Genomic DNA, 18,412 nt, shown 5'->3' with positions numbered 1-18,412 from the left:
GCTGCCTATCTTTTTTTACCACAAGTTGGCTCAATCCTTACTAACTATGAGTTTCAGGCGGGTTGTCACCCCCCCAGCAAATTACCAATTCATTAAATAACGCGATCGCAATGGTTAAAGCCAACCGCGATCGCAATTGGATAGCCGGAATTTGGGTACTTTACAAGTGGAGAACTTTAGAAGCAGCATCCCAGCTAAAATCTTTTGAAAAACTAATCGTGTCTGTCCCCTGGCATCCCTTAAGTAGTCTTAACAAAAAATTTCCTCAACAGGCTCAAAAGCTGTGGGGAGGCAAGGTAAATACCGATACAGCCTTAGCTTACGATGCAACTATTGCACTGATTAAGGCAATGGAAATGCAGCAGCAACCCAGCCGCGAAGGAATGCAGAAAACGCTTTCTCTTCCGAATTTTATTGTGGAAGGAGGAACGGGAACTATTCAGTTTGGAAAGAATGGCGATCGCAAAAATCCCCCCAGCGAATTGGTCCATATTGTCAAGTGTCGAAAAGAAGAGTTTGGTGTAGCTTTTGTTCCCGTCAAATATCCGACGGCAAAAGCGGCAGGTTTAAAGTGCGATTGAACTCATTTGTGATAGTTTCTGTGCATTATTCCTGACTTATTTGCCCAATTCTTGAGAACGCAAACAAGCTGCTTTCACTGCTTCGATCAGCGCAGAACGAAAACCGCTACTCTCTAATTTAGCAATTCCCGCAATAGTTGTACCCCCGGGACTTGTCACCCGATCTTTCAATTCTGCTGGGTGCATTCCCGTTTCTTGCAATAGTTTCGCCGTGCCGAATACTGTTTGCAAAGCTAATTGAGAGGCGATCGCCCGCGGCAGTCCTGCACAAACTCCGCCATCTGTCAAGGCCTCAATCAAAATTGCGACATAACCGGGCCCGGAACCCGAAAGCCCCGTCACCGCATCCAGCATACTCTCAGGTACTTCTACCACTTCTCCCACGGCCTGAAAGATGCGCTTTACCAATTCTAAATCAGCCGATTGAACAAGTTTTCCCGGAGCGATCGCGCTCATTCCCGCCCCCACCGTCGCCGGAGTATTCGGCATCACCCGCAGCACTCCCCGCCCCGGAAAAGCTGGTTCTAGCTTGCTGAGCGGCACTCCTGCCAAAATCGACACTACCACCGCTTCAGGCTGCGAATTAGCCGTTTCTCCATTATTTCCCTGTTTGCGATCGGCCGCCACCGCCAACTCCAAAGCTACGGTATCAAAAACTTGCGGTTTAATCGCCAAAAACAGCACTTCTGTAGCGGCAGCAACTTCTAGATTGCTGGCTGTTGTTCCAATCCCGTAGGTTTCCGTCAAAAATTGGCGCCGTTGAAGTTGTGGCTCGCTCACCAATATTTCTGAAGGCAAATAAACTTTTTGTGCAATTAAGCGGGATAAGAGAGCTTCTCCCATTACCCCGCCGCCGATCGTACCAAATTTTATGTTAGTCATTAGTCATTAGTCATTAGTCAGTTGTCACTTTTGAGTTATCAGTTGTCAGTTATCAGTTGTCAGTTGTCATTGGTTACTTAGTTGTTAGCTAATGTTATTAATCCGCAGTGTTTATTCCACAGTTATTAGTTGTTAACTATTGACTACTGACTACTAACTACTGACTACTGACTACTGACTACTCACCACTGTCAACTGACTAATAACTACTGACTACTGAGCGATGGGAGCTTGTTCTGCCGGCCAGACTGTAGGTGCAGGAGCAGCAGGGCGGGGCCGTCCTTGGGCTGGAGGCACTTCGTGAACCACACCAGACTGAGTTCTCACCTGCACGCAGCTAGGCGTAAACAAGAAAATACTTTCGCCAATTCGCTCTTGATGACCGTCAAGGGCATAAGTACCGCCCGCCACAAAGTCCACAGCTCTTTGCGCTTGGTCTGGGTCCATCACCGTCAGGTTCAAAACCACAGACTTCCGTTCCTTAAGGGCTCGAATTGCTGCCGGCATCTCTTCAAAAGTGCGCGGCTCCATGACTACTACTTCCGAAATCCCGTTCATAGCTCCAGGCATTCCAATCACGTTATTCATTACTGACCCTACTCCCCCGGTTGGTGCAACGACATCCATACCTGTCGATCCTACTACTGACCGCTCCCGCATTCTACGATTTTGACGACGTTCTTCTTCTGCTGCGGCGACGGCAGCGGCGTTCGGTTCAGGCGCTTGGTAGAAGTTCTGATAGCGCTCCCCTTCCGTTTCGTCGTACACGTCATCGTACTCAGGCTCATTGTTGATGCCTACAAAATCTCGCAGTTTAGAAAAAATATTCATGATTCACGCTCCTTCACGACTTTGCTACCCCGACTATACTCGCGTTGCGCGTTAGTTGCGGGTGGCTGACTACTCTATATTTAACCTAAATTGTCTTTATCAGAAGATTTCAATTATTTATCCCCTCCTAGAGCCAAATAAGGTTTGTCCTAGCCGTACCATAGTAGCACCTGCTTGAATTGCCAAATGATAATCTCCCGACATCCCCATCGAGAGCTGTTGCATTTGAATGCAGGGCAAATTTTGCTGCTGGATTTTGTCAGCAAGTTCGCGGGTGCTGTTAAATAATTCTAGGATTTGCGACTCATTTAACCCCTGTGGGGGTATTGTCATCAAACCTTGAATTTTGATATGCTGACATTTGTTTAGTTCTGGAAGGTCGGCAAGCAGTTCAGGAACGCTCCAGCCGTATTTGTCCGGATCTGGCAACATTTTGACTTGCAGGCAAACTTGGGGAGAGCAGGACTGTTCGCCCGCCAAGCGCGAAAGTCGCTGAGCGAGTTTTAAATTGTCGAGAGAGTGAATCCACTGGAAATGCTCTAGGGCTTTAGCGGCTTTGTTGGCTTGCAAGTGGCCGATCAAGTGCCAGTTTATATCCGGTAAATCTTGCAGTTGGCTTTGTTTTTCGGCAGTCTCTTGAACCTTACTCTCGCCAAAATCGCGGATACCGGCGTCGTATGCTTCGCGGATAGCATCAGTCGGTACTTGTTTGGTAACGGCAATTAACCGCACTGATGCAGGCAAGTGTTGGCGAATGCTGTTAATTCGAGAGGCTATGGTCATGGTTGCTCAACGCTGGGAACTGGAGGGAAGGAAAATTAAGACAGTTACCAATTACCAAATTACTGATTTTCGTTATTGAAACGTGCGCTGGTGAATGGTCTGCAATTGGTCGTACTCTTGATATTGTCCGCTGCGACGCAGGGTTCGCAGGCGAATTTCGACCATGAGGCGAGCGTCGGAGCGGCTGATTGGTTCAAATCTCAGCCCGCCTGGGCCGTTTGTCACCAAAAAAAACAGGCGTTGGGCGTATAGGGTGGTAAATAATTCTTGGCTGTCTTCAACCTGGGATACCCTGAAGAGGAGGCCAAAGTTTGGATGATTCAGGTAAGTTTCGGTAGTCATTCAAGTTTACAGTCGGTCAATTTTAGATTAAAGATTTCGATTTTAGATTTTAGTTTCGGTGTTTGTGGGCACGGCGTTGTTTGAGGGCGGGGTACAAAGGGCGATCGCCGTAGCCATAGAATAGTCTCCGTCATGGCTGAGGCTCAATTGCCACTGGCAATTTCCCCAAACAGAGGCTCGTGCTGCAGCGTTTCCGTGCAGTTGCACATTGGGAGCACCGTTTTCGGAACGCCGAATTTCCACATCTGCATACCGTATTCCCCGCCATCCCGTGCCTAGAGCTTTGACAACAGCTTCTTTTGCTGCCCAGCGCCCCGCTAGTTGGTTGCAGGAAACTCGATTCATTTTACCTTTAATGCTGCTGTGTTGAGAATTTACTTGCCCGCAGTCCCTTTGTTCGGCGGGCGTGTAAACTTTTTCGAGGAAGCGATCGCCAAAGCGGTCTAATGCAGCTTGAATGCGCGGAACATATACGATATCTGTCCCAAGATAGATGTTCAAGGTCTTGGATCTCTAAATATTTGTCTCCATTACTTTAGCAGGACTGTCGCGTACCAGACACAACTTACTCAAATGTAGACCCGTACTCGAAACCCCGCTCGAATCAGTCCTTGCCAATCCTTCAATATTATTCAATCTAAAATCTAAAATCTAAAATCTAAAATCTCAACTGTCCCAACCCCAAACGAAGCGGGCGCTCCAGAGGACGATCAAGCACCCGAGGGCGATCCAGTCTCGGATTTTCAATTGCAACTGGTGCCATTCTACACGGTGTCGATCGGGACTGGTGAAGCCGCGAACTTTCATGGCGCTGGCTATTTGTTCGGCTCGCAGGAGCAAGTTTTCTAACAGCCGCTCGGCTATCATCAACCACACTTGAGCGGCGCGGCGAAATCCGAGTTTTTTCCAGTTGATCGCTCTGGTTCTGACCGATCGCACTAAATTTTGTATTTCTTCTAATACTAGGGGAATGAAGCGCAAAGATAACGTTAATGTTAGTGCTATTTCGGTAACAGGCCAGTTCAAGCGGCGCAGAGGTTGCATTAAGTTTTCGATCGCGCTGGTTATTTCTTCACTGGCTGTGGTAAGGAGATAGAGGTTGGTACTGTAAATTACTGTGAAAAATAGGGTGCTGACGTTGATAGCTAAATCTAGGGATTTGCGGGTGATTTTAATCGGGCCTTGTTTGAATAAAACGTAACGGTAGTTTGTGGGTTGGGGGAGTTGATTTGAGATTTGGGATTTCGGATTTGGGATTGGGGGGTTTGAGGCTAAATTAAAAGTTTTGTACCAGGGTTTTGGCTGGGGCGGGGGTGGAAGAGTTGCGGGCTGTTGGAAAAATGTTAATTCGTCGGCGGGGATGCGGGGCTGGTGTTCTGATGGGAGTGCGTCGGGAGCGATCGCGCTCAAGCAAAATATTAAAATGCAGAATAGCAGCAGCAGTCCCATTTGCTGTTTCCATACCCGCAAAGGGATTGCTGCTGTTAGTGTCAGTACGATTAACATTCCTACCAGCATCAACCGCCAGATGGGATTGGCGAGTATTGGTGCGATCAGAAATGTCATCAACCAAGCTAGTTTTACGCGGGAGTCTAGCCGGTGAAGCCAGGTTATTGGTTGTTCTAAGTAGAGTCCGATGGGGAGCGATCGAAGTAAGTCCATCTTGGGATTTTAGATTTTAGATTTTAGATTTTAGATTGTTTGATTGGGGATTGTTTGATTGTTTGATTGGGGATTGCTTGATTGGGGATTATTTGATTATTTGATTGTTTGACTGTTTGATTTATGGTTGGAATTGTTTGATTTTAGCTTGGCAATTTTTGTGGGCTTTGAGATTTTTTTATTTGCGATTTGCTGTTGGGTTTTTAGCAATTAAAGTTTTGATAGAGGCAACTGTCATTGCTAAAATTTCATTTGTTTCTGACATGATACTCCTCAAATTCTCGACATCTACTAATTTAGCTTCAACTATCAACTCCATCCAGTACAAACATTCATCTGCTTCTTCTTCCACTATTCTGAGTTTGGCAATTAAGTCTGCTGTCGATCTAGCGCGACAAGCTGCTCGATAGTTAGCCCCTACAGAAGTTCCTGAACGAATTAACTGCTTGCCAATTACCTCAGAAACGGTATTTTTGGGCAGTGAACTTACTAGCTTAATAACTCTTAATGCTAGCTGCTTCGTTCTTTGTTTAAACTCTTGTTCGTCCATCTTGGGATTTTAGATTTTAGATTTTAGATTTTTTCATGGGGGGATTTAAGATTGTTGATTTTCGATTGGGTATTTGACATTTGGAGTTGGCAATTGTTTGATTTTTGAGGAAACAAAAAAAACGCAATTCATTAATTTTATCATTCAATTGCGTTTTTTCTTCAATCTAAAATCCAAAATCTAAAATCTAAAATTACTTGACGCGCAGTGCTCTGTTTGTTGTGCTCATTTCGGTGGCACGAACTTTTTTGCCTCTCCAAAGCAGCCGCATTGGTGTACCGGTAAAGCCGAGGTGTTTGCGAAATTGGCTTTCCATGTAGCGGCGGTAATTTTCGGTGAAGCGTTTGGGATCGTTGACAAACAGCGCAATTGTCGGTGGCTGCGATCGCACTTGAGTACCGTAATAGATTTTGCCTTGTTTTCCTTGGCGGGTAACTGGGGCTGAGTGCCAGCTTGTGGCTTCTTCTATGACTTCGTTAATGACGGCGGTAGTGACGCGGCGTTTGTGTTCGTCGGAGGCTTTGTCTACTAATTCAATGATTTTTTCAACTCGCTGTCCGCTCATGGCGCTAACAAAAATCATTTCTGCCCAGTCGAGGAAATAAAGTCTGGTTCTTACTTCTCTTTCGTACTCGTAGATGGTGTCGGAGTCTTTTTCTACGGCGTCCCATTTGTTGACGACTATGATGCAGGCTCGACCTTCTTGGCTGATGCGATCGGCTAATTTTTGGTCTTGATCGGTAACGCCGTCAATTGCGTCAATTACTAACAGTATGACGTTGGCGCGGCGGATGGCTTTGAAAGCGCGGTTGATGCCAAAAAATTCTGCGCCGTATTCGACGTTTTTCTTTTTGCGGATTCCGGCTGTGTCGATCAGGCGGTAGGTTTGACCGTTGCGTTCTACTAAGGTGTCGATCGCGTCGCGGGTTGTGCCGGAAATCGGGCTGACTATGGCACGATTTTCTCCGAGAAATGCGTTTAACAAACTCGATTTGCCGACGTTGGGACGACCGATAATTGCTACTTTAATTTCGTCAACTTCTGGTAACGCTTCCGTGGGAAGGTGAGTAATTAATTTGTCGAGCAATTCGCCGGTGCCGTTGCCGTGAATGCCTGAAATTGGGTAAGGTTCTCCGAGTCCCAATTGCCAAAAGTCTGCTGCTTGGGTGAGTCCTGTATTTTCGGATTCGCATTTGTTGACGGCGAGAATGACGGGGACTTTTTGCAGTCGCAGCCAAGATGCGATCGATTCGTCGCCGCCGGTGAGCCCGGTTTGTCCGTCTACTACGAAAATAGCTGCGCTGGCTTCTGCGAGGGCCGCCATTGCTTGTTCGCGAATTAAAGGCAGAAATTCTGTCTCGTCGTCGAATACTAGACCGCCGGTGTCTACGACTTGATATTCCCGATCGCCCCAGTAAGCCGGTCTGTAAGTGCGATCGCGCGTGATTCCTGGTTCGTCGTGGACGATCGCGTCTTGGGTGTTGGCTAAACGGTTGACGATCGTCGATTTGCCTACATTGGGGCGTCCAATAATAGCAACTATAGGTAGAGGCATAAAAGTAGCAGCAATTAGGCTGCGCCGTAATTTTGAGCTTTAATCTTTAATTATAAGGGAATGTCACTCAAATGGAAAGGCTTATTTCTGTATTGAGGTTAGCTGTTTTTGTCGGTTTGTCCTACGCATTTTCTAGTCGTTCGGCGCGCTGTTAGGTAGCCACCCGTACTGTGGAAAATCGCTTGGCAGCTAATTTTTGCATTTTTGATTCTCTAAACTGCTCGGGGTTTGGCGGTGTTTAAATTTTTGGGAGATTTAGTCACCCTGTTTTTCAACCAGTAACGTGCAGTGTCTATGGAACCCTACTCTCTACTCTCAATCTTATTAAATAAAAGTTAAAATTTTAATTTTTAGAGTTAAGCTGTGATAAATGTTTAATAAATTGTTAGACCAAATATGTAATTTTAGCGATCGGCTATTATAGAAAACAAGCAGGATTTTAGTCTGTCACACTAGATGGAAACAGTAAACTAAATTATCCTCAAAGCCAAATAAATAGGTGGTTTACAATGGCTGTTATGCAACTAGAAGACGGTAGGACTTATAGGGATATCGGGGCGATCGCCAGCCAACTGGCTGTTTTAAATGTTCAGATCGATCGTCTGCCAATGAGGGAAAATCCTGCGGTTCGAGAACTGCTAGCCCAAGACATTCTCAATGTAACAGAAAAACAGCAGATACTCGCAGCATTTCAAAGCGAGTTGCAACAGTTCAAGCGTGCAGACGGATGTCAGTGGTGCGACTTAAAAGTGCTGCACCCCGGTTCGCCACAGATTTACCCGCTCATGGCTCAAAGCAATCGCACTCACACCCACACAGATCCAGAAGTTCTTCACATTTTAGCTGGAGAATGTGTTTTTGGGTTTGTGTATTCTAACGGCTGTCAGGTACAGTTAATGCTGGAAGCTGAAGAATATATTAAAGTGCCTGCAAATACCGAACATTGGTTTTATCTCACTCCGTCGTTGTACTTGAAAGCCGTGCAGTATTACACCACTGCTCAAGGGTGGGTTCCTCAGTACACCAACAGGAAGTTAAAAATTAAAAACTAATGTAGTGCGATCCGTGCAAACCTTCGTAAAAACTCAATGTAAGGTGCGTACTGCGCACCTTACTAAAAACTAATGTTACCCATGAAAGGCTATCTAATCGAGTGGTGTAGCTATTTCAATTTCTTCGCAGCGCTGCAAAAGCGCTTCTATTTCCTGAGCTAAAAAAATCACTTCCGGCCAAGAAGAACCGTTGATTAAATCTTGAGCGTGAGCTAATTTGTTTCTCAATGCTTCTGCTGATTTTAAAAAACGCTCTCCGTAGCGTTTGGATTTGAGTCCCAGGCGATCGACTATTTCCGCAGAAGTCAGGATTAAATCTCGCTTGTCGCAAAATTGCAGGTAATCGATTAAGTCAATTGCTTCATTTCGGGATCGCCCCAATTCCCAAAGGTGTTTTGCCGCTACGATGCGATCGCCCTTAAGCAATTTCTGCCAAGAATCTTGGGGAAAGTAGATGCGCACGATTCGCAATAAATTCATTTCGAGAAGCGTCACCAATCCAAACAGCAGCATCCGCACCGGTGCTTTTTGCAAATCGCCGCAGGTAACAATTCCGTTGATCCTGTTGCTTTCCAATACAAATAATCTCGGTTTTTCTCGCAGCAGCGGGAGCAATTCCATTAAAGGAGTGGCCGCGGCGATTAATTGTGAGGGGTGAAAAATTTGCTGGTAGTCGCTGCACTTGCCTTTACCTAAGTGCGATCGTTCTACATAGCCGCAAACCGTGCCGTTTTCTTCGATACCGAGCACGTCAAAATCGCGGGCCTCCATCCACGATCGCAATTTGGCTGCGTCTTCGCAAGCGGGGACAGCTTTCAGCGGTTCCGCGAGGTATTTAACTGTAATGCTGTCTTTGAATAAATCCCGCAAGTCCGCGGAGCTTGATTTTAAATGTTTCATGTCCGGTAACTTCATGGATCGTTGCTGCAAGTAGAGGCGCGGCATTACCGTGGAGAGCATCTCAGTTTGGTAAAAAGCATTTTTTAGGAGTGCGAGCGGGACGATCGCACACCGACAGTAAAAGCAAAAGTGAGATGCTCCCTTACCGCGTCCCTACAGATTTCATGATATTACTTACTGGCTAATTCCGGGCAATAATGGTTGGCGGCAAGAGTGGTAATAATATCGGCATCGGCGAGAAAACTTTCTTTGGCAGTTGGATTTTCGATACTGACAGCTTGCCCGATCGCTCTTAATTTAAACTCCGGCAGAGAAACTCCCGATTTTGCTTCCGCACACATTCTTTTAGCTGTGGCAATTTTTTGACCGGGGGCCCTTTGGATTGCTTGCAGTAAATTGTTCGTTGCTTCTGGAGAGTAGCTTTTTGCTAAGCGTTTGTAGTCTTCGAGAAATTTCCCATCGTTTCCTGTCAGCTTAATGTCGGATTCTTGAGGCGAACACAACAAATTTAAGTTAATTACTTCTCCCGCTGAATTGACCAGAAAACATCCTTCGCGTTCTTGGGCGATCGCGCTTGGGTCGCTGGGTACAAATTGTATAATAACGGCGGACAAAACAGCAGTTAAACGCAAGTATTTTAGCATTGGAATTACGTGATCTATTTGGGATTGTTCGCCGCACAATGCGTAGCCGTAGGGTGTTAGGGAGTCAGAGCGTGTAGCGACATAAACCAGCCTCGACTAAGCGAAAAGCAATCATTGCAGGAAATTTAACCGACATAATATCAGACGAGCATTTCGTTGTCTAGGGAAGTTTTCATTAACAGCAAACATCCCCCTTCTGTGAGGGGCGAATGTGTGGAACCGGGAACCGATCGAATGTAGTCACCTTGATGGCAAATTTCCCCTTCTACAATTAAGTCTCCTTCTAATACAAGCACTTCCTCCGAGGCAGCGTGTCGGTGCATGGGAAATGTTACTCCAGGTTCTAGTCGCATCAAGCAGGTAATTTCGCGCTTTTTTTTGTCAATATAAAGCTTGCCAAACGAGACTCCCGGAACTCCATAAGATTTCCATTGGACATCGCGCGATCGCACGATTAAAGATGGAGTATTGTTCTCTGTTGGGGAGCTAACAATGGGCTTTAAATTGACTAATTCTGCCGGAGTTAGCGGCAGTTCGGCTATGCGCTGGAACAGGCGGTTTTTGAGGTCGGGAGCGACAGTAACTGGGGGGGCTGTGTAGGCGATCGCGGCAATTGCGGCTTCAAAAGCTGCTAATTCACTTGTAAGTTTTGCGGACTCTTTCAATTTCTCTGCAAATGCGCCGCGTTCTGACTCGTCGAGGATATCGAGAGCTTGAAGGGCTGCAAGGATTTTATACTCCTCGTCTGGCATCATTTCCATCTGTTTTCCGCCATTAATTGTAATTCAGCCTAAGTTGATTTTAAATTTGAGATTGGTCTGCTGCCCTCGCACTCAAGATGGATGATTGGAGATGCCATAATTTTAGATTGATGTTAAAAAAATTCAATTTTGTTTTTTGACAATCTAAAAAAATTGTTCGCTCAAAGCTTGACGCAATTTGGAAATGCCCAACCGAATTCGGGTTTTGATTGTACCTGTCGGGATACCAGTTTTAGCTGCGATCGCCGCGCAAGTCAGCCCTTGGTAGTAGGCGAGTTCGATCGCCTCTTGCTGTTCCTTTGGCAGTTTTTCTAAGGCTGCTTTGACTTGTTCGCTGCGTTCTTTAAACATTGCATCTTCCATCGGTTCTGCAACGCTAGAGATGGGTACTTTAGCCTCTTCCAGACAAGCTTCAGCAGCCCGGACTGTTCGCTGCATCGCTCGGAGTCGATCGAGGGAACGACTGCGGGTCAGCATGAACAACCAGGTATCTGCTCGACTGCGAGAAGGATCGTAAGTTGCTGCTTTTTGCCAAATTTGGGAAAAAACATCGATTACCACTTCTTCAGCTTCTTCTACCGAACCCAGAATTTTGTAAGCGAGAGCGTAACTTGGGCGACCGTAGCGATCGTAAAGTTTAGCTAATGCCGTTTGGTCTTTCCGGGCAATCTGCACTAAAAGCAGCGATTCATCGCCTGACTTCTGGCCTGTCATTTCAGTGTACCCAAAAATTTTGTTTTGACGGCACAGATCCAAAATTAACAATTCGGCGTATATCACTACAGAACATAATTGTAAGTTTGAAGTTGGGGGTACAAGCTGGAGTATGCCTTTTCGGGCTAATTTTGTCGTGCTTTGAATTTTTAAAATCCCAAGTCATCTTGAATTTTACCACCTGATTAGTAATTTTTTTGACACTTAACAATCCGCTTTATGCACAACGAAGAAATGCCCTGAGCCTGAACAGTCAATCGATTTGAGATTTGAGATTTGAGATTTGAGATTTGAGAATTGAAGCATTGACCCCACGGATCAATTTGGGGGCTCCTTTATCGGATACAGGTTTTTTATTTCTGGACGGATGAATCCGGGGGCTTGTATCCTGGATGCTTTCGGTCAAACCAGCGATTCACTCGTTCCTAAGCTTTGTTAGCTCGCTCCCAAGAAGAGCCTAGAAACCTATATAAGCGATGCTCTGGCTCCACTGGTTCGAGGGAGGCTCTGTCTTTGAGCAGGCATTCCCAAGAATAGTTCGGGAACGAGTAAATGCTCAATAACGCCCTTTTTTACATAAATTAATCTGGCAGCAGAGATCCAAAATTGCCAAACCTTCGTATACCACCAATAGGAGAAGGCTCAGCAACAGCTCAAAGGCCCGACAGGTTGACAGATTTCCACCTGTTGCTACAAAACTAAAACCCGCGAATGCGGGTTATTTACCATTGATTTGTGGAAAAATTTCATTGAAATAAAGGTGCTAACTGTGAAGCTAACAAAAAAAATTCGCCGAACCATACTAGCTATTGAAGTAGCTCTAATTGCTCTATTAACTCCAGGGATAATTGTCGCTTCCGACCACGACGACGGCGAAGTAGATATCAAAGGTCGCGCTGTCAATTTAACTGACCTCTACGTATTTCGGGAAAAAGACCAAAATTCAGGAGCTGCCGAGGGGGATTTAGTATTGATCCTGAATTCAAATCCCAGGTCTGTAGCTCGCTATCAATATTATTTCAGCACCACTGCTCTCTACCAAGTTCACATCTCGCAGGTAGGTGACGTAAATTCTACCCCGACTGGACGCGCCGATATTGTGTTGAGGTTTGCTTTCAGTCCGCCTAACAATAAAGGTATGCAGGCAGTGGCTGTGACTGCTGTTCGCGGTGGCTCCGAGACAGTTGCTAAGACTACAGTTAACGGCGGATTAATTGCCACAACTCCGCTGAATTCTAATGCTGTTTTGAATACAGTACCTGTGGGCGGTTCTAACCTGACTGTATTTGCAGGGTTGCGGGAAGACCCGTTTTTCTTTGATGTCGAACAATTTTTTAGAGTTCGCGCCGCAGCTTTGGGAACGGGGCCGCGCACTACTTTTAAACAACCGAATCAAGCGATCGACTTTACTAAAGGTTACAACGTCAATACAATTGCCGTGCGCGTTCCGAAAGCGTTTTTGCAAGCAGGAAGCGGGGCGAATACTTTTGATGTTTGGTCAACTGTTTCTATCAGAGACGGAGTTGGCGGTTTCAAACAATTCGAGCGTTTGGCGAGACCTGCAATTAATGAGGGTTTGATAGTTACTCCCGACTTCCTGGAAGCGTTCAATAGTATTCCTCCGAGATTGGATTTGAGCGGTGCGGCTGCTCCAGTGCGGCAGGAAGCTGTTGCTACTCTGAATGCTGTGGATCTTTTGGACGGTCGGGATAATGTCGATCCAAATGCGATCGCCGGAGCTTTCTTACCCGATGTCATGCGGATCGATACCACAAAAACCAGCGGCTACGCTAGCGCTACAAATGCTCAAGGAAGTTTGATCGGAGGTCGTATGCTGATGGACGACGTTATTGATATTACTCTGGGAGCTTTGGTAGGTTCTCCGGTTGGCGATAACGTTTCATATAACGGAACTCCGGGAAATCCGGCTCAGGGACACAAACCTTTAGAACCGAATTTTCCTTATTTGGCTTTGCCTAATTAGTCATTAGTCATTAGTCATTAGTCATTAGTCATTAGTCATTAGTTCTTGGCTAATGACAGATAGAAAATACTTTTTTTAACCGCAGATGAGCGCTAATTAACGCGGATGTATGAAAACTAAAACTAAACCGGAAATAAAATCTGATATTTTCTCGTGGTGGCTGCTAATAGTAGCTCCTTTAGTTGGGATGGTAGTAGTAAATTTACCTCCTAACTTGCGTTTTATTTCAGGTAAATTTTCTAATAAAAGTTCCGAAAATCTCGATGCTAATTACCGATATCATTTCTCGGAAAGTTTGAAAAATAATCCCAATCAAAAGGAAGCAATTCAGCAAGAAATTGCTTTTTACCAGCAGCGGCTGGCTGTTGATTCCCGCAGCGGTTTGAACCGGGCGGCACTGGCGGGATCTTATTTAAAAATGGCTCGCGCAACTGGGGAGGGAGGTTGGTTTTTATTGGCAGAACAGGCGGCTCAAAGGTCGATAGCCGATTTGCCTTTTGACAACAAAGGTGCACTGTTAGTTTTAGCTCGAATTGCCGAGGCCAGACACGATTTTGCTACTGCTTTGCGCTTTGCTAAACAGGTGGGTTCTGATAATGAAGATGCGATCGCCCTTTCAGTTACATCTCACTTAGCAATGGGAAAAGTGAGCGAGGCAAATGCAGCCGCAGAAGCCTTAGTTAACCGGATTCCCAACTTGGGTTCTCTCACTTTGAGAGCTTTGGTGAGAGAATCTCAGGGCCGAGATGCTGAGGTTTTGCAGGATTACCGCCAAGCAATGGCGGCGGAGGAACCGGGAGAGGTTGCGGGTTCGGCGCGGGCCCGATCGCTCTTGGGTCGATTTTACGCGCGTCGCGGGCAGTTTGTGCAGGCGAAAGCGCTGTTTTTGGAGGCGCTGCGGTTGGTGCCGCGATACCCGCTGGCGCTGATTTATTTGGCGGATTTGGAGACGCGCCAGGGCAATTATCGGGAGGCGGAAGGCTATTACAGCAAAGTTTCTGCGTATTCTGGCGGGGTTGCGACTGTGTTCGATCGCACTGTCGATCGCGGTATGGCGAGAGTTAAAGAGTTAGAGGGAGATGCGATCGAATCCCGGCGACTTCGCGACAAAGCAGAAGCTGGGCTGCGACAGGAACAGGTTTCTGGCGGTTTTGGCCACCGGCGCGACTTGGCGAGTTTGCTGCTGGAAAAAGGGCGATCGCAGGATGTCGCGGAAGCGCTGGCGTTAATGCAGGAGGAGGTGAAAATTCGGCGGGATGCAGTGACGCTGGATACTTTGGCTTGGGCGCTTTCCGCCGCTGGGGAATGGCAAAAGGCCGATCGAGTCATGGCCGAAATACTGCGATCGGGCATTCGCGATGCGGGTATGTTTTACCGGGCTGGTGCGATCGCCCGGACTTTAGGTAAGGATGCTGAATCTCGCGCTTATTTTCAAAAGTCCAAGGAAATTGACCCGAGTTTTGACGATCGATCTCGCCAAGCATTGGGTTTGGGAAGTTATGAATTTTGAAATGAGCCAGAAGAACAGCCTCTTGAAGCAGGAGAAATTTATGCACACAAAATTTGTGCGATCGTACAAATATCTGATTCTTTTTTTTCTGACAATATTACTATTTTTCACAACCTCAACCAGACCAGTTTACTCGCACTGGTCAGACTTATCTGTAGCAGAAATAGTAGTCAACGATTTGCAAACCGAAGTAACATTAACATTCCCAACCGGCTTAACAAACTTCGCCGACGACAATCGAGACAGCCAGCTACAACCTGCTGAAGTTCGGAGCCACCAAACACAGCTAGAAAAGTTTTTTAGCCAACAAATCCGCATCGCCAACAGTAGCAATATTCAAGGCTCTGTAGCAGTAACACCGCTAGAAATAGCAGCTAAAACCGCCAGCTTAATCCAGCAGCCGAATACCCACAGCACCTTAATCTTAAACTACACCTGGGCCGCACCTTCTCAAAATATAACCCCCGGTTTACCTGACACAATTTCCATCTCAAAACCCGATAAATTGCGGATTAATTACAATCTGTTTTTGCCCGGAGTGCTGACAGCTAGCTGTCAAGCTACGATCGTGCAAGCGGGTGCTGTAAAAAGCTTTGTATTTACGCCGCAAAACCGGGACTTTTTGTTAGTAGCAGGAAAGGAATCTATCTGGGATTCTGGTTGGAGTTTGCTGTTAGCAATAGCGGGAGCATTTGCTTGGGGATGCGTGCACGCGATGTCGCCCGGACACGGAAAAACCATAGTCGGCGCTTATTTAGTGGGTGCGCGAGCTACTCCGGTACACGCTTTATTTCTAGCAGCGACGACTACAATTACTCACACTGCCGGCGTGTTTGCTGTGGGCGGAATTACTTTGTTTGCTTCTAACTTAATTGATCCTGAAAAATTAGATCCTTGGCTGAGTTTAATCTCAGGTTTATTAGTAGCCTTCATCGGTCTTAACTTACTCTTAGAAAAAATTAAAACTAGGTTTGTAGTGAGGACTGAAGTTATCAAAAAAATCAAAAGTAAAATTTTTAATAGTAAAAACTGGTTTCTAAGGACTAAAGTCTTTACTGCCGAAGGTGAAGAAGCAGTAAATCTTTTGAGTAGGGGAAGTTGGGAGAGAGAATTTAAACCTGTAAAAGCCGATATATCTCACCACTACCACCATCACGGAGACGGCCGCGTTCACTCGCATTTGCCGCCCGGTGCTGACGGTTCTGCTATTACTTGGAAAAGCTTATTAGCGTTGGGAATTTCTGGCGGTTTGTTGCCTTGTCCTTCCGCTTTGGTGATGCTGTTGAGCGCGTCGGCTTTGGGTAATGTTGGTTTGGGAATGACGCTAGTGGTAGCATTTAGTTTGGGATTGGCTTTAGTGCTGAGTGCGATCGGATTAATCTTAGTTTATGCCAAACGTAATTTTGATAAACTGCCAAAACAGATAACCGCAGTCAAATTTTTGCCTGCGATTAGCGCGACGTTTGTAATGTTTTTGGGGTTGGGGATTACCGGACAGGCTATGTTTAAAATATTGGGGGCGAATCAGTGAGTAATTCGCAATGGATAAGTAGCGTCACCGAAATCAACCACCACTTACGCCTAAATCGTGTTTAGACATTTTCTCTAACTGGGGATTCTTGATAGTTTTTGAGTTCCAAAATTGAACTAAGCTAATCAGCATTTAAATTGCATCGACAGAAATAATCAAACCATTATAGCAATCCTAAATCATTATCAAGACTATGATAAAATTATATGCAATATTTGATTGTGACAATAAAAAATGAATAACTTACAACTGCCACAAAAAGATATGGAAAAAGAAATAGCGTTGTTAGAATCTTTCATTAAAAGCGATATCGATGCCAGAGAACTAAAACGAGCAATAGCTGTAAAAATGGCGCTTTTAGGTAATATTTACCATGAAATTAGCCAGATTTTAGGTGTAAGTAGTTTTTTTGTTGGTTATTGGAAGAAACAATTTAAAACCAAAGGCATCGCCGGAATCAAACTAGGACATAAAGGGTCAAAAGGGTATTTAACAGCTCGACAAAATACTGAAGTAATCGAGTGGTTAAAGAATAAAGAATATTGGAATTTAGATGAGTTGGTTACTTATTTAGCTCAAGAACTTGGTGTGATATATAAATCAAAACAGAGTTACTATGAACTTTTCGACCGGGCGAAAATAAGTTGGAAAAAAACTCAAAAAACTAATCCTAAATTTGATAAAGAACTGGTAAAAAAAAAGACGGAAGAAATTAACGATATTTTATTTAAAAACAAGGCTGGTATAGAATCTGGGGAAATAATAGTATTGTTTTTATACCAATTCACTATGAACCTGCACTTAATATAGCTTCCAGGATATAGTCCCAACCACAGAGAGATAAAACTTCTTGATTCGTGAGAGATTTGATAATTATATCTACCTGTTCTTTGAGTTTATGTAAACTCGAATAATTTTCCCATTTGAGGTCTTTTTTTGTATGTTCCCACAATCTTTCAATCGGATTCAATTCAGGACTATAGGCTGGTAAATATATTGGCATTACATGATCATGCCAGTCTAATAAGAGAGCTTTATGAAAGCTACCATTATCCATGATAATTAGATTGAAGTAGTCTGAGTATTTTTGGGCAAATCCATTTAAAAACTCTTGAAAGCAGTTGTGATTGAGCTGAGAAAAATCTTGATAATATTGTTCACCTGTTGATGGCTCTACAACTCCATAAACATAGAAGTTTCCTCGTTTCCATTGCTTTTTACCAATGGGTTTTACCCCCTTTAATGTAATCATTCTGCCCTGCATAGTAATCAATCCAAATCTACTCTCGTCCTGACACCATATCCTTACAGGCTTGGAGTTTCCGAAATATTTAATCATTACTTTGATGAGCTCACATAGTTTTTTTTTGAAGCTTGCCTGCACCTCTTCGTTCGCTTTGTTACTTTGGGGCCTTGGGACTTTCAGGTCAGCTTTCAATTTATAATGAACTAGGTCATGTACCACTTTATAGCTCACTTTAATTCCGCATTCTTTTTCGAGCCAGAGCTGTAATTTGCCATAACTTGTTTCTCCCTGTGGTTCTTGCAGTTTTTTGATTAATTTTTCTCTGACTTCCGCTGGTATATGTGGAGTCTTTCCGGGAGCTTTTTTAACTGTGAGTAATAAGGTAATTCCACCTTGTTTGTAAGCTCTTAACCAACGATCTATTGTTGAAGAGTCTCGCTTCAGCATCATGGCTAATTCTTCTCTTGTTTTGATTTTTTTTGTGGCAATCCAGTATAATAGCAGTAATTTTTCTTGTGCAGACTGCGGTTATAGCCCGTTCGAGTCGATGCTCTAGTTCCTCAACCGTTTCCTGGATTTCTACTTTAAATTTGTTGGCCATATTGGCTCTCCTCTACTTTTCGCATAAATTTAGTGTACCTTCATAGTGAATTGGTATTAGATGAATGTCATCTACTTCATGGTGATCTAACTGGTTATGTTTGGGGTCAATCAAAAATCAGAATTGAAGTCCCAATTACCAATGAAAAAGATAGACAAACTTATTTTGGCGCACTCAATTATCAAAGCAAAGAATTCCATATTCAGAGCCATCCATCTGGTGATGGAAAATCAACAGTTAAATTCATAAAATACTTACAAAATAAATATAAAAATCGCAAGAT

19 protein-coding genes and 1 pseudogene are annotated in these 18,412 nt (G+C 44.8%); 7 read left to right on the top strand and 13 right to left on the bottom strand.

The window, feature by feature from the left end; genetic code table 11:
* Positions 1-110: 110 nt before the first annotated feature.
* Positions 111-581, top strand: coding sequence for a hypothetical protein (locus tag QUA13_RS27350; RefSeq protein WP_333203607.1), 471 nt, complete (start codon positions 111-113; stop codon positions 579-581).
* Between the two features lie 36 nt (positions 582-617).
* Here QUA13_RS27350 and proC read toward each other — a convergent pair whose 3' ends face one another.
* The 8 genes from proC to der all read right to left on the bottom strand — a co-directional run bounded on the left by proC (position 618) and on the right by der (position 7,186).
* Entirely contained in the window at positions 618-1,463 is an 846-nt protein-coding gene (proC, locus tag QUA13_RS27345; protein ID WP_333203605.1) for a pyrroline-5-carboxylate reductase, read from the bottom strand.
* A 213-nt stretch (positions 1,464-1,676) separates the two neighbouring features.
* Positions 1,677-2,294, bottom strand: a complete 618-nt coding sequence (locus tag QUA13_RS27340; RefSeq protein WP_333098482.1) for a cell division protein SepF — start codon at positions 2,292-2,294, stop codon at positions 1,677-1,679.
* A 117-nt stretch (positions 2,295-2,411) separates the two neighbouring features.
* Positions 2,412-3,077, bottom strand: a complete 666-nt coding sequence (locus QUA13_RS27335) for a YggS family pyridoxal phosphate-dependent enzyme (protein ID WP_333203603.1) — start codon at positions 3,075-3,077, stop codon at positions 2,412-2,414.
* A gap of 72 nt (positions 3,078-3,149) precedes the next feature.
* Entirely contained in the window at positions 3,150-3,419 is a 270-nt protein-coding gene (pipX, locus tag QUA13_RS27330) for a transcriptional coactivator PipX (protein WP_006634205.1), read from the bottom strand.
* 42 nt (positions 3,420-3,461) lie between these two features.
* The gene (gene acpS / locus QUA13_RS27325) at positions 3,462-3,920 is read right to left on the bottom strand and encodes a holo-ACP synthase (RefSeq protein WP_333203601.1); all 459 of its coding nucleotides are present in this window, start codon (positions 3,918-3,920) and stop codon (positions 3,462-3,464) included.
* 165 nt (positions 3,921-4,085) lie between these two features.
* Positions 4,086-5,081 (bottom strand): energy-coupling factor transporter transmembrane protein EcfT, encoded by a 996-nt coding sequence (locus QUA13_RS27320; RefSeq protein WP_333203599.1) that lies wholly within the window; start codon positions 5,079-5,081, stop codon positions 4,086-4,088.
* A 178-nt stretch (positions 5,082-5,259) separates the two neighbouring features.
* Positions 5,260-5,631, bottom strand: a complete 372-nt coding sequence (locus QUA13_RS27315; protein WP_333203597.1) for a four helix bundle protein — start codon at positions 5,629-5,631, stop codon at positions 5,260-5,262.
* A gap of 193 nt (positions 5,632-5,824) precedes the next feature.
* On the bottom strand, positions 5,825-7,186 hold the full coding sequence (gene der / locus QUA13_RS27310; RefSeq protein ID WP_333203595.1) for a ribosome biogenesis GTPase Der: 1,362 nt from the start codon (positions 7,184-7,186) through the stop codon (positions 5,825-5,827).
* Positions 7,187-7,695: 509 nt separating this feature from the next.
* Here der and QUA13_RS27305 point away from each other — a divergent pair.
* Positions 7,696-8,238, top strand: coding sequence for an acireductone dioxygenase (locus QUA13_RS27305; RefSeq protein WP_333203593.1), 543 nt, complete (start codon positions 7,696-7,698; stop codon positions 8,236-8,238).
* A 93-nt stretch (positions 8,239-8,331) separates the two neighbouring features.
* Here the strand turns inward: QUA13_RS27305 and QUA13_RS27300 are convergent, their stop codons facing one another.
* The 4 genes from QUA13_RS27300 to QUA13_RS27285 form a co-directional block, all read right to left on the bottom strand.
* On the bottom strand, positions 8,332-9,138 hold the full coding sequence (locus tag QUA13_RS27300) for a hypothetical protein (RefSeq protein ID WP_172190297.1): 807 nt from the start codon (positions 9,136-9,138) through the stop codon (positions 8,332-8,334).
* A 170-nt stretch (positions 9,139-9,308) separates the two neighbouring features.
* On the bottom strand, positions 9,309-9,782 hold the full coding sequence (locus QUA13_RS27295) for a DUF732 domain-containing protein (RefSeq protein ID WP_333203591.1): 474 nt from the start codon (positions 9,780-9,782) through the stop codon (positions 9,309-9,311).
* A 140-nt stretch (positions 9,783-9,922) separates the two neighbouring features.
* Positions 9,923-10,543: a cupin domain-containing protein gene (locus tag QUA13_RS27290; protein WP_333203589.1), complete on the bottom strand. Its 621-nt coding sequence runs from the start codon at positions 10,541-10,543 to the stop codon at positions 9,923-9,925.
* A 144-nt stretch (positions 10,544-10,687) separates the two neighbouring features.
* Entirely contained in the window at positions 10,688-11,257 is a 570-nt protein-coding gene (locus QUA13_RS27285; RefSeq protein ID WP_333203587.1) for a sigma-70 family RNA polymerase sigma factor, read from the bottom strand.
* A 769-nt stretch (positions 11,258-12,026) separates the two neighbouring features.
* Between QUA13_RS27285 and QUA13_RS27280 the strand changes: the two genes are divergently transcribed.
* From QUA13_RS27280 to QUA13_RS27265, 4 genes are all read left to right on the top strand, one after another.
* Positions 12,027-13,241 (top strand): DUF4331 domain-containing protein, encoded by a 1,215-nt coding sequence (locus tag QUA13_RS27280; RefSeq protein ID WP_333203585.1) that lies wholly within the window; start codon positions 12,027-12,029, stop codon positions 13,239-13,241.
* A gap of 109 nt (positions 13,242-13,350) precedes the next feature.
* The gene (locus tag QUA13_RS27275; RefSeq protein ID WP_333203583.1) at positions 13,351-14,751 is read left to right on the top strand and encodes a hypothetical protein; all 1,401 of its coding nucleotides are present in this window, start codon (positions 13,351-13,353) and stop codon (positions 14,749-14,751) included.
* Between the two features lie 40 nt (positions 14,752-14,791).
* Positions 14,792-16,282: a HoxN/HupN/NixA family nickel/cobalt transporter gene (locus QUA13_RS27270; protein ID WP_333203581.1), complete on the top strand. Its 1,491-nt coding sequence runs from the start codon at positions 14,792-14,794 to the stop codon at positions 16,280-16,282.
* A gap of 234 nt (positions 16,283-16,516) precedes the next feature.
* Positions 16,517-17,092, top strand: a complete 576-nt coding sequence (locus QUA13_RS27265; RefSeq protein WP_333203579.1) for a winged helix-turn-helix domain-containing protein — start codon at positions 16,517-16,519, stop codon at positions 17,090-17,092.
* Here QUA13_RS27265 and QUA13_RS27260 read toward each other — a convergent pair.
* Positions 17,070-18,002, bottom strand: coding sequence for an IS630 family transposase (locus tag QUA13_RS27260; protein WP_333203609.1), 933 nt, complete (start codon positions 18,000-18,002; stop codon positions 17,070-17,072). The genes QUA13_RS27265 and QUA13_RS27260 overlap by 23 nt on opposite strands.
* 177 nt (positions 18,003-18,179) lie before the next feature.
* Between QUA13_RS27260 and QUA13_RS27255 the strand changes: the two are divergent.
* Positions 18,180-18,412 (top strand): annotated as a pseudogene (locus QUA13_RS27255) (IS630 family transposase); the annotation flags it as partial.

This window comes from Microcoleus sp. S28C3, assembly GCF_036700785.1.
Taxonomy (GTDB): domain Bacteria; phylum Cyanobacteriota; class Cyanobacteriia; order Cyanobacteriales; family Microcoleaceae; genus Microcoleus; species Microcoleus asticus.
Note: the sequence above shows the minus strand (reverse complement) of the source record. Positions and strands in the feature narration are given on the sequence as shown.

What these genes read in the sequence shown, in the direction of transcription:
- QUA13_RS27350 (WP_333203607.1), top strand. Translation starts at nt 111, where the DNA reads ATGGTTAAAGCCAACCGCGATCGCAATTGGATAGCCGGAATTTGGGTA.
- proC (WP_333203605.1), bottom strand. Translation starts at nt 1,463, where the DNA reads ATGACTAACATAAAATTTGGTACGATCGGCGGCGGGGTAATGGGAGAA.
- QUA13_RS27340 (WP_333098482.1), bottom strand. Translation starts at nt 2,294, where the DNA reads ATGAATATTTTTTCTAAACTGCGAGATTTTGTAGGCATCAACAATGAG.
- QUA13_RS27335 (WP_333203603.1), bottom strand. Translation starts at nt 3,077, where the DNA reads ATGACCATAGCCTCTCGAATTAACAGCATTCGCCAACACTTGCCTGCA.
- pipX (WP_006634205.1), bottom strand. Translation starts at nt 3,419, where the DNA reads ATGACTACCGAAACTTACCTGAATCATCCAAACTTTGGCCTCCTCTTC.
- QUA13_RS27320 (WP_333203599.1), bottom strand. Translation starts at nt 5,081, where the DNA reads ATGGACTTACTTCGATCGCTCCCCATCGGACTCTACTTAGAACAACCA.
- QUA13_RS27315 (WP_333203597.1), bottom strand. Translation starts at nt 5,631, where the DNA reads ATGGACGAACAAGAGTTTAAACAAAGAACGAAGCAGCTAGCATTAAGA.
- der (WP_333203595.1), bottom strand. Translation starts at nt 7,186, where the DNA reads ATGCCTCTACCTATAGTTGCTATTATTGGACGCCCCAATGTAGGCAAA.
- QUA13_RS27305 (WP_333203593.1), top strand. Translation starts at nt 7,696, where the DNA reads ATGGCTGTTATGCAACTAGAAGACGGTAGGACTTATAGGGATATCGGG.
- QUA13_RS27300 (WP_172190297.1), bottom strand. Translation starts at nt 9,138, where the DNA reads ATGAAACATTTAAAATCAAGCTCCGCGGACTTGCGGGATTTATTCAAA.
- QUA13_RS27295 (WP_333203591.1), bottom strand. Translation starts at nt 9,782, where the DNA reads ATGCTAAAATACTTGCGTTTAACTGCTGTTTTGTCCGCCGTTATTATA.
- QUA13_RS27290 (WP_333203589.1), bottom strand. Translation starts at nt 10,543, where the DNA reads ATGGAAATGATGCCAGACGAGGAGTATAAAATCCTTGCAGCCCTTCAA.
- QUA13_RS27285 (WP_333203587.1), bottom strand. Translation starts at nt 11,257, where the DNA reads ATGACAGGCCAGAAGTCAGGCGATGAATCGCTGCTTTTAGTGCAGATT.
- QUA13_RS27275 (WP_333203583.1), top strand. Translation starts at nt 13,351, where the DNA reads ATGAAAACTAAAACTAAACCGGAAATAAAATCTGATATTTTCTCGTGG.
- QUA13_RS27270 (WP_333203581.1), top strand. Translation starts at nt 14,792, where the DNA reads ATGCACACAAAATTTGTGCGATCGTACAAATATCTGATTCTTTTTTTT.
- QUA13_RS27265 (WP_333203579.1), top strand. Translation starts at nt 16,517, where the DNA reads ATGAATAACTTACAACTGCCACAAAAAGATATGGAAAAAGAAATAGCG.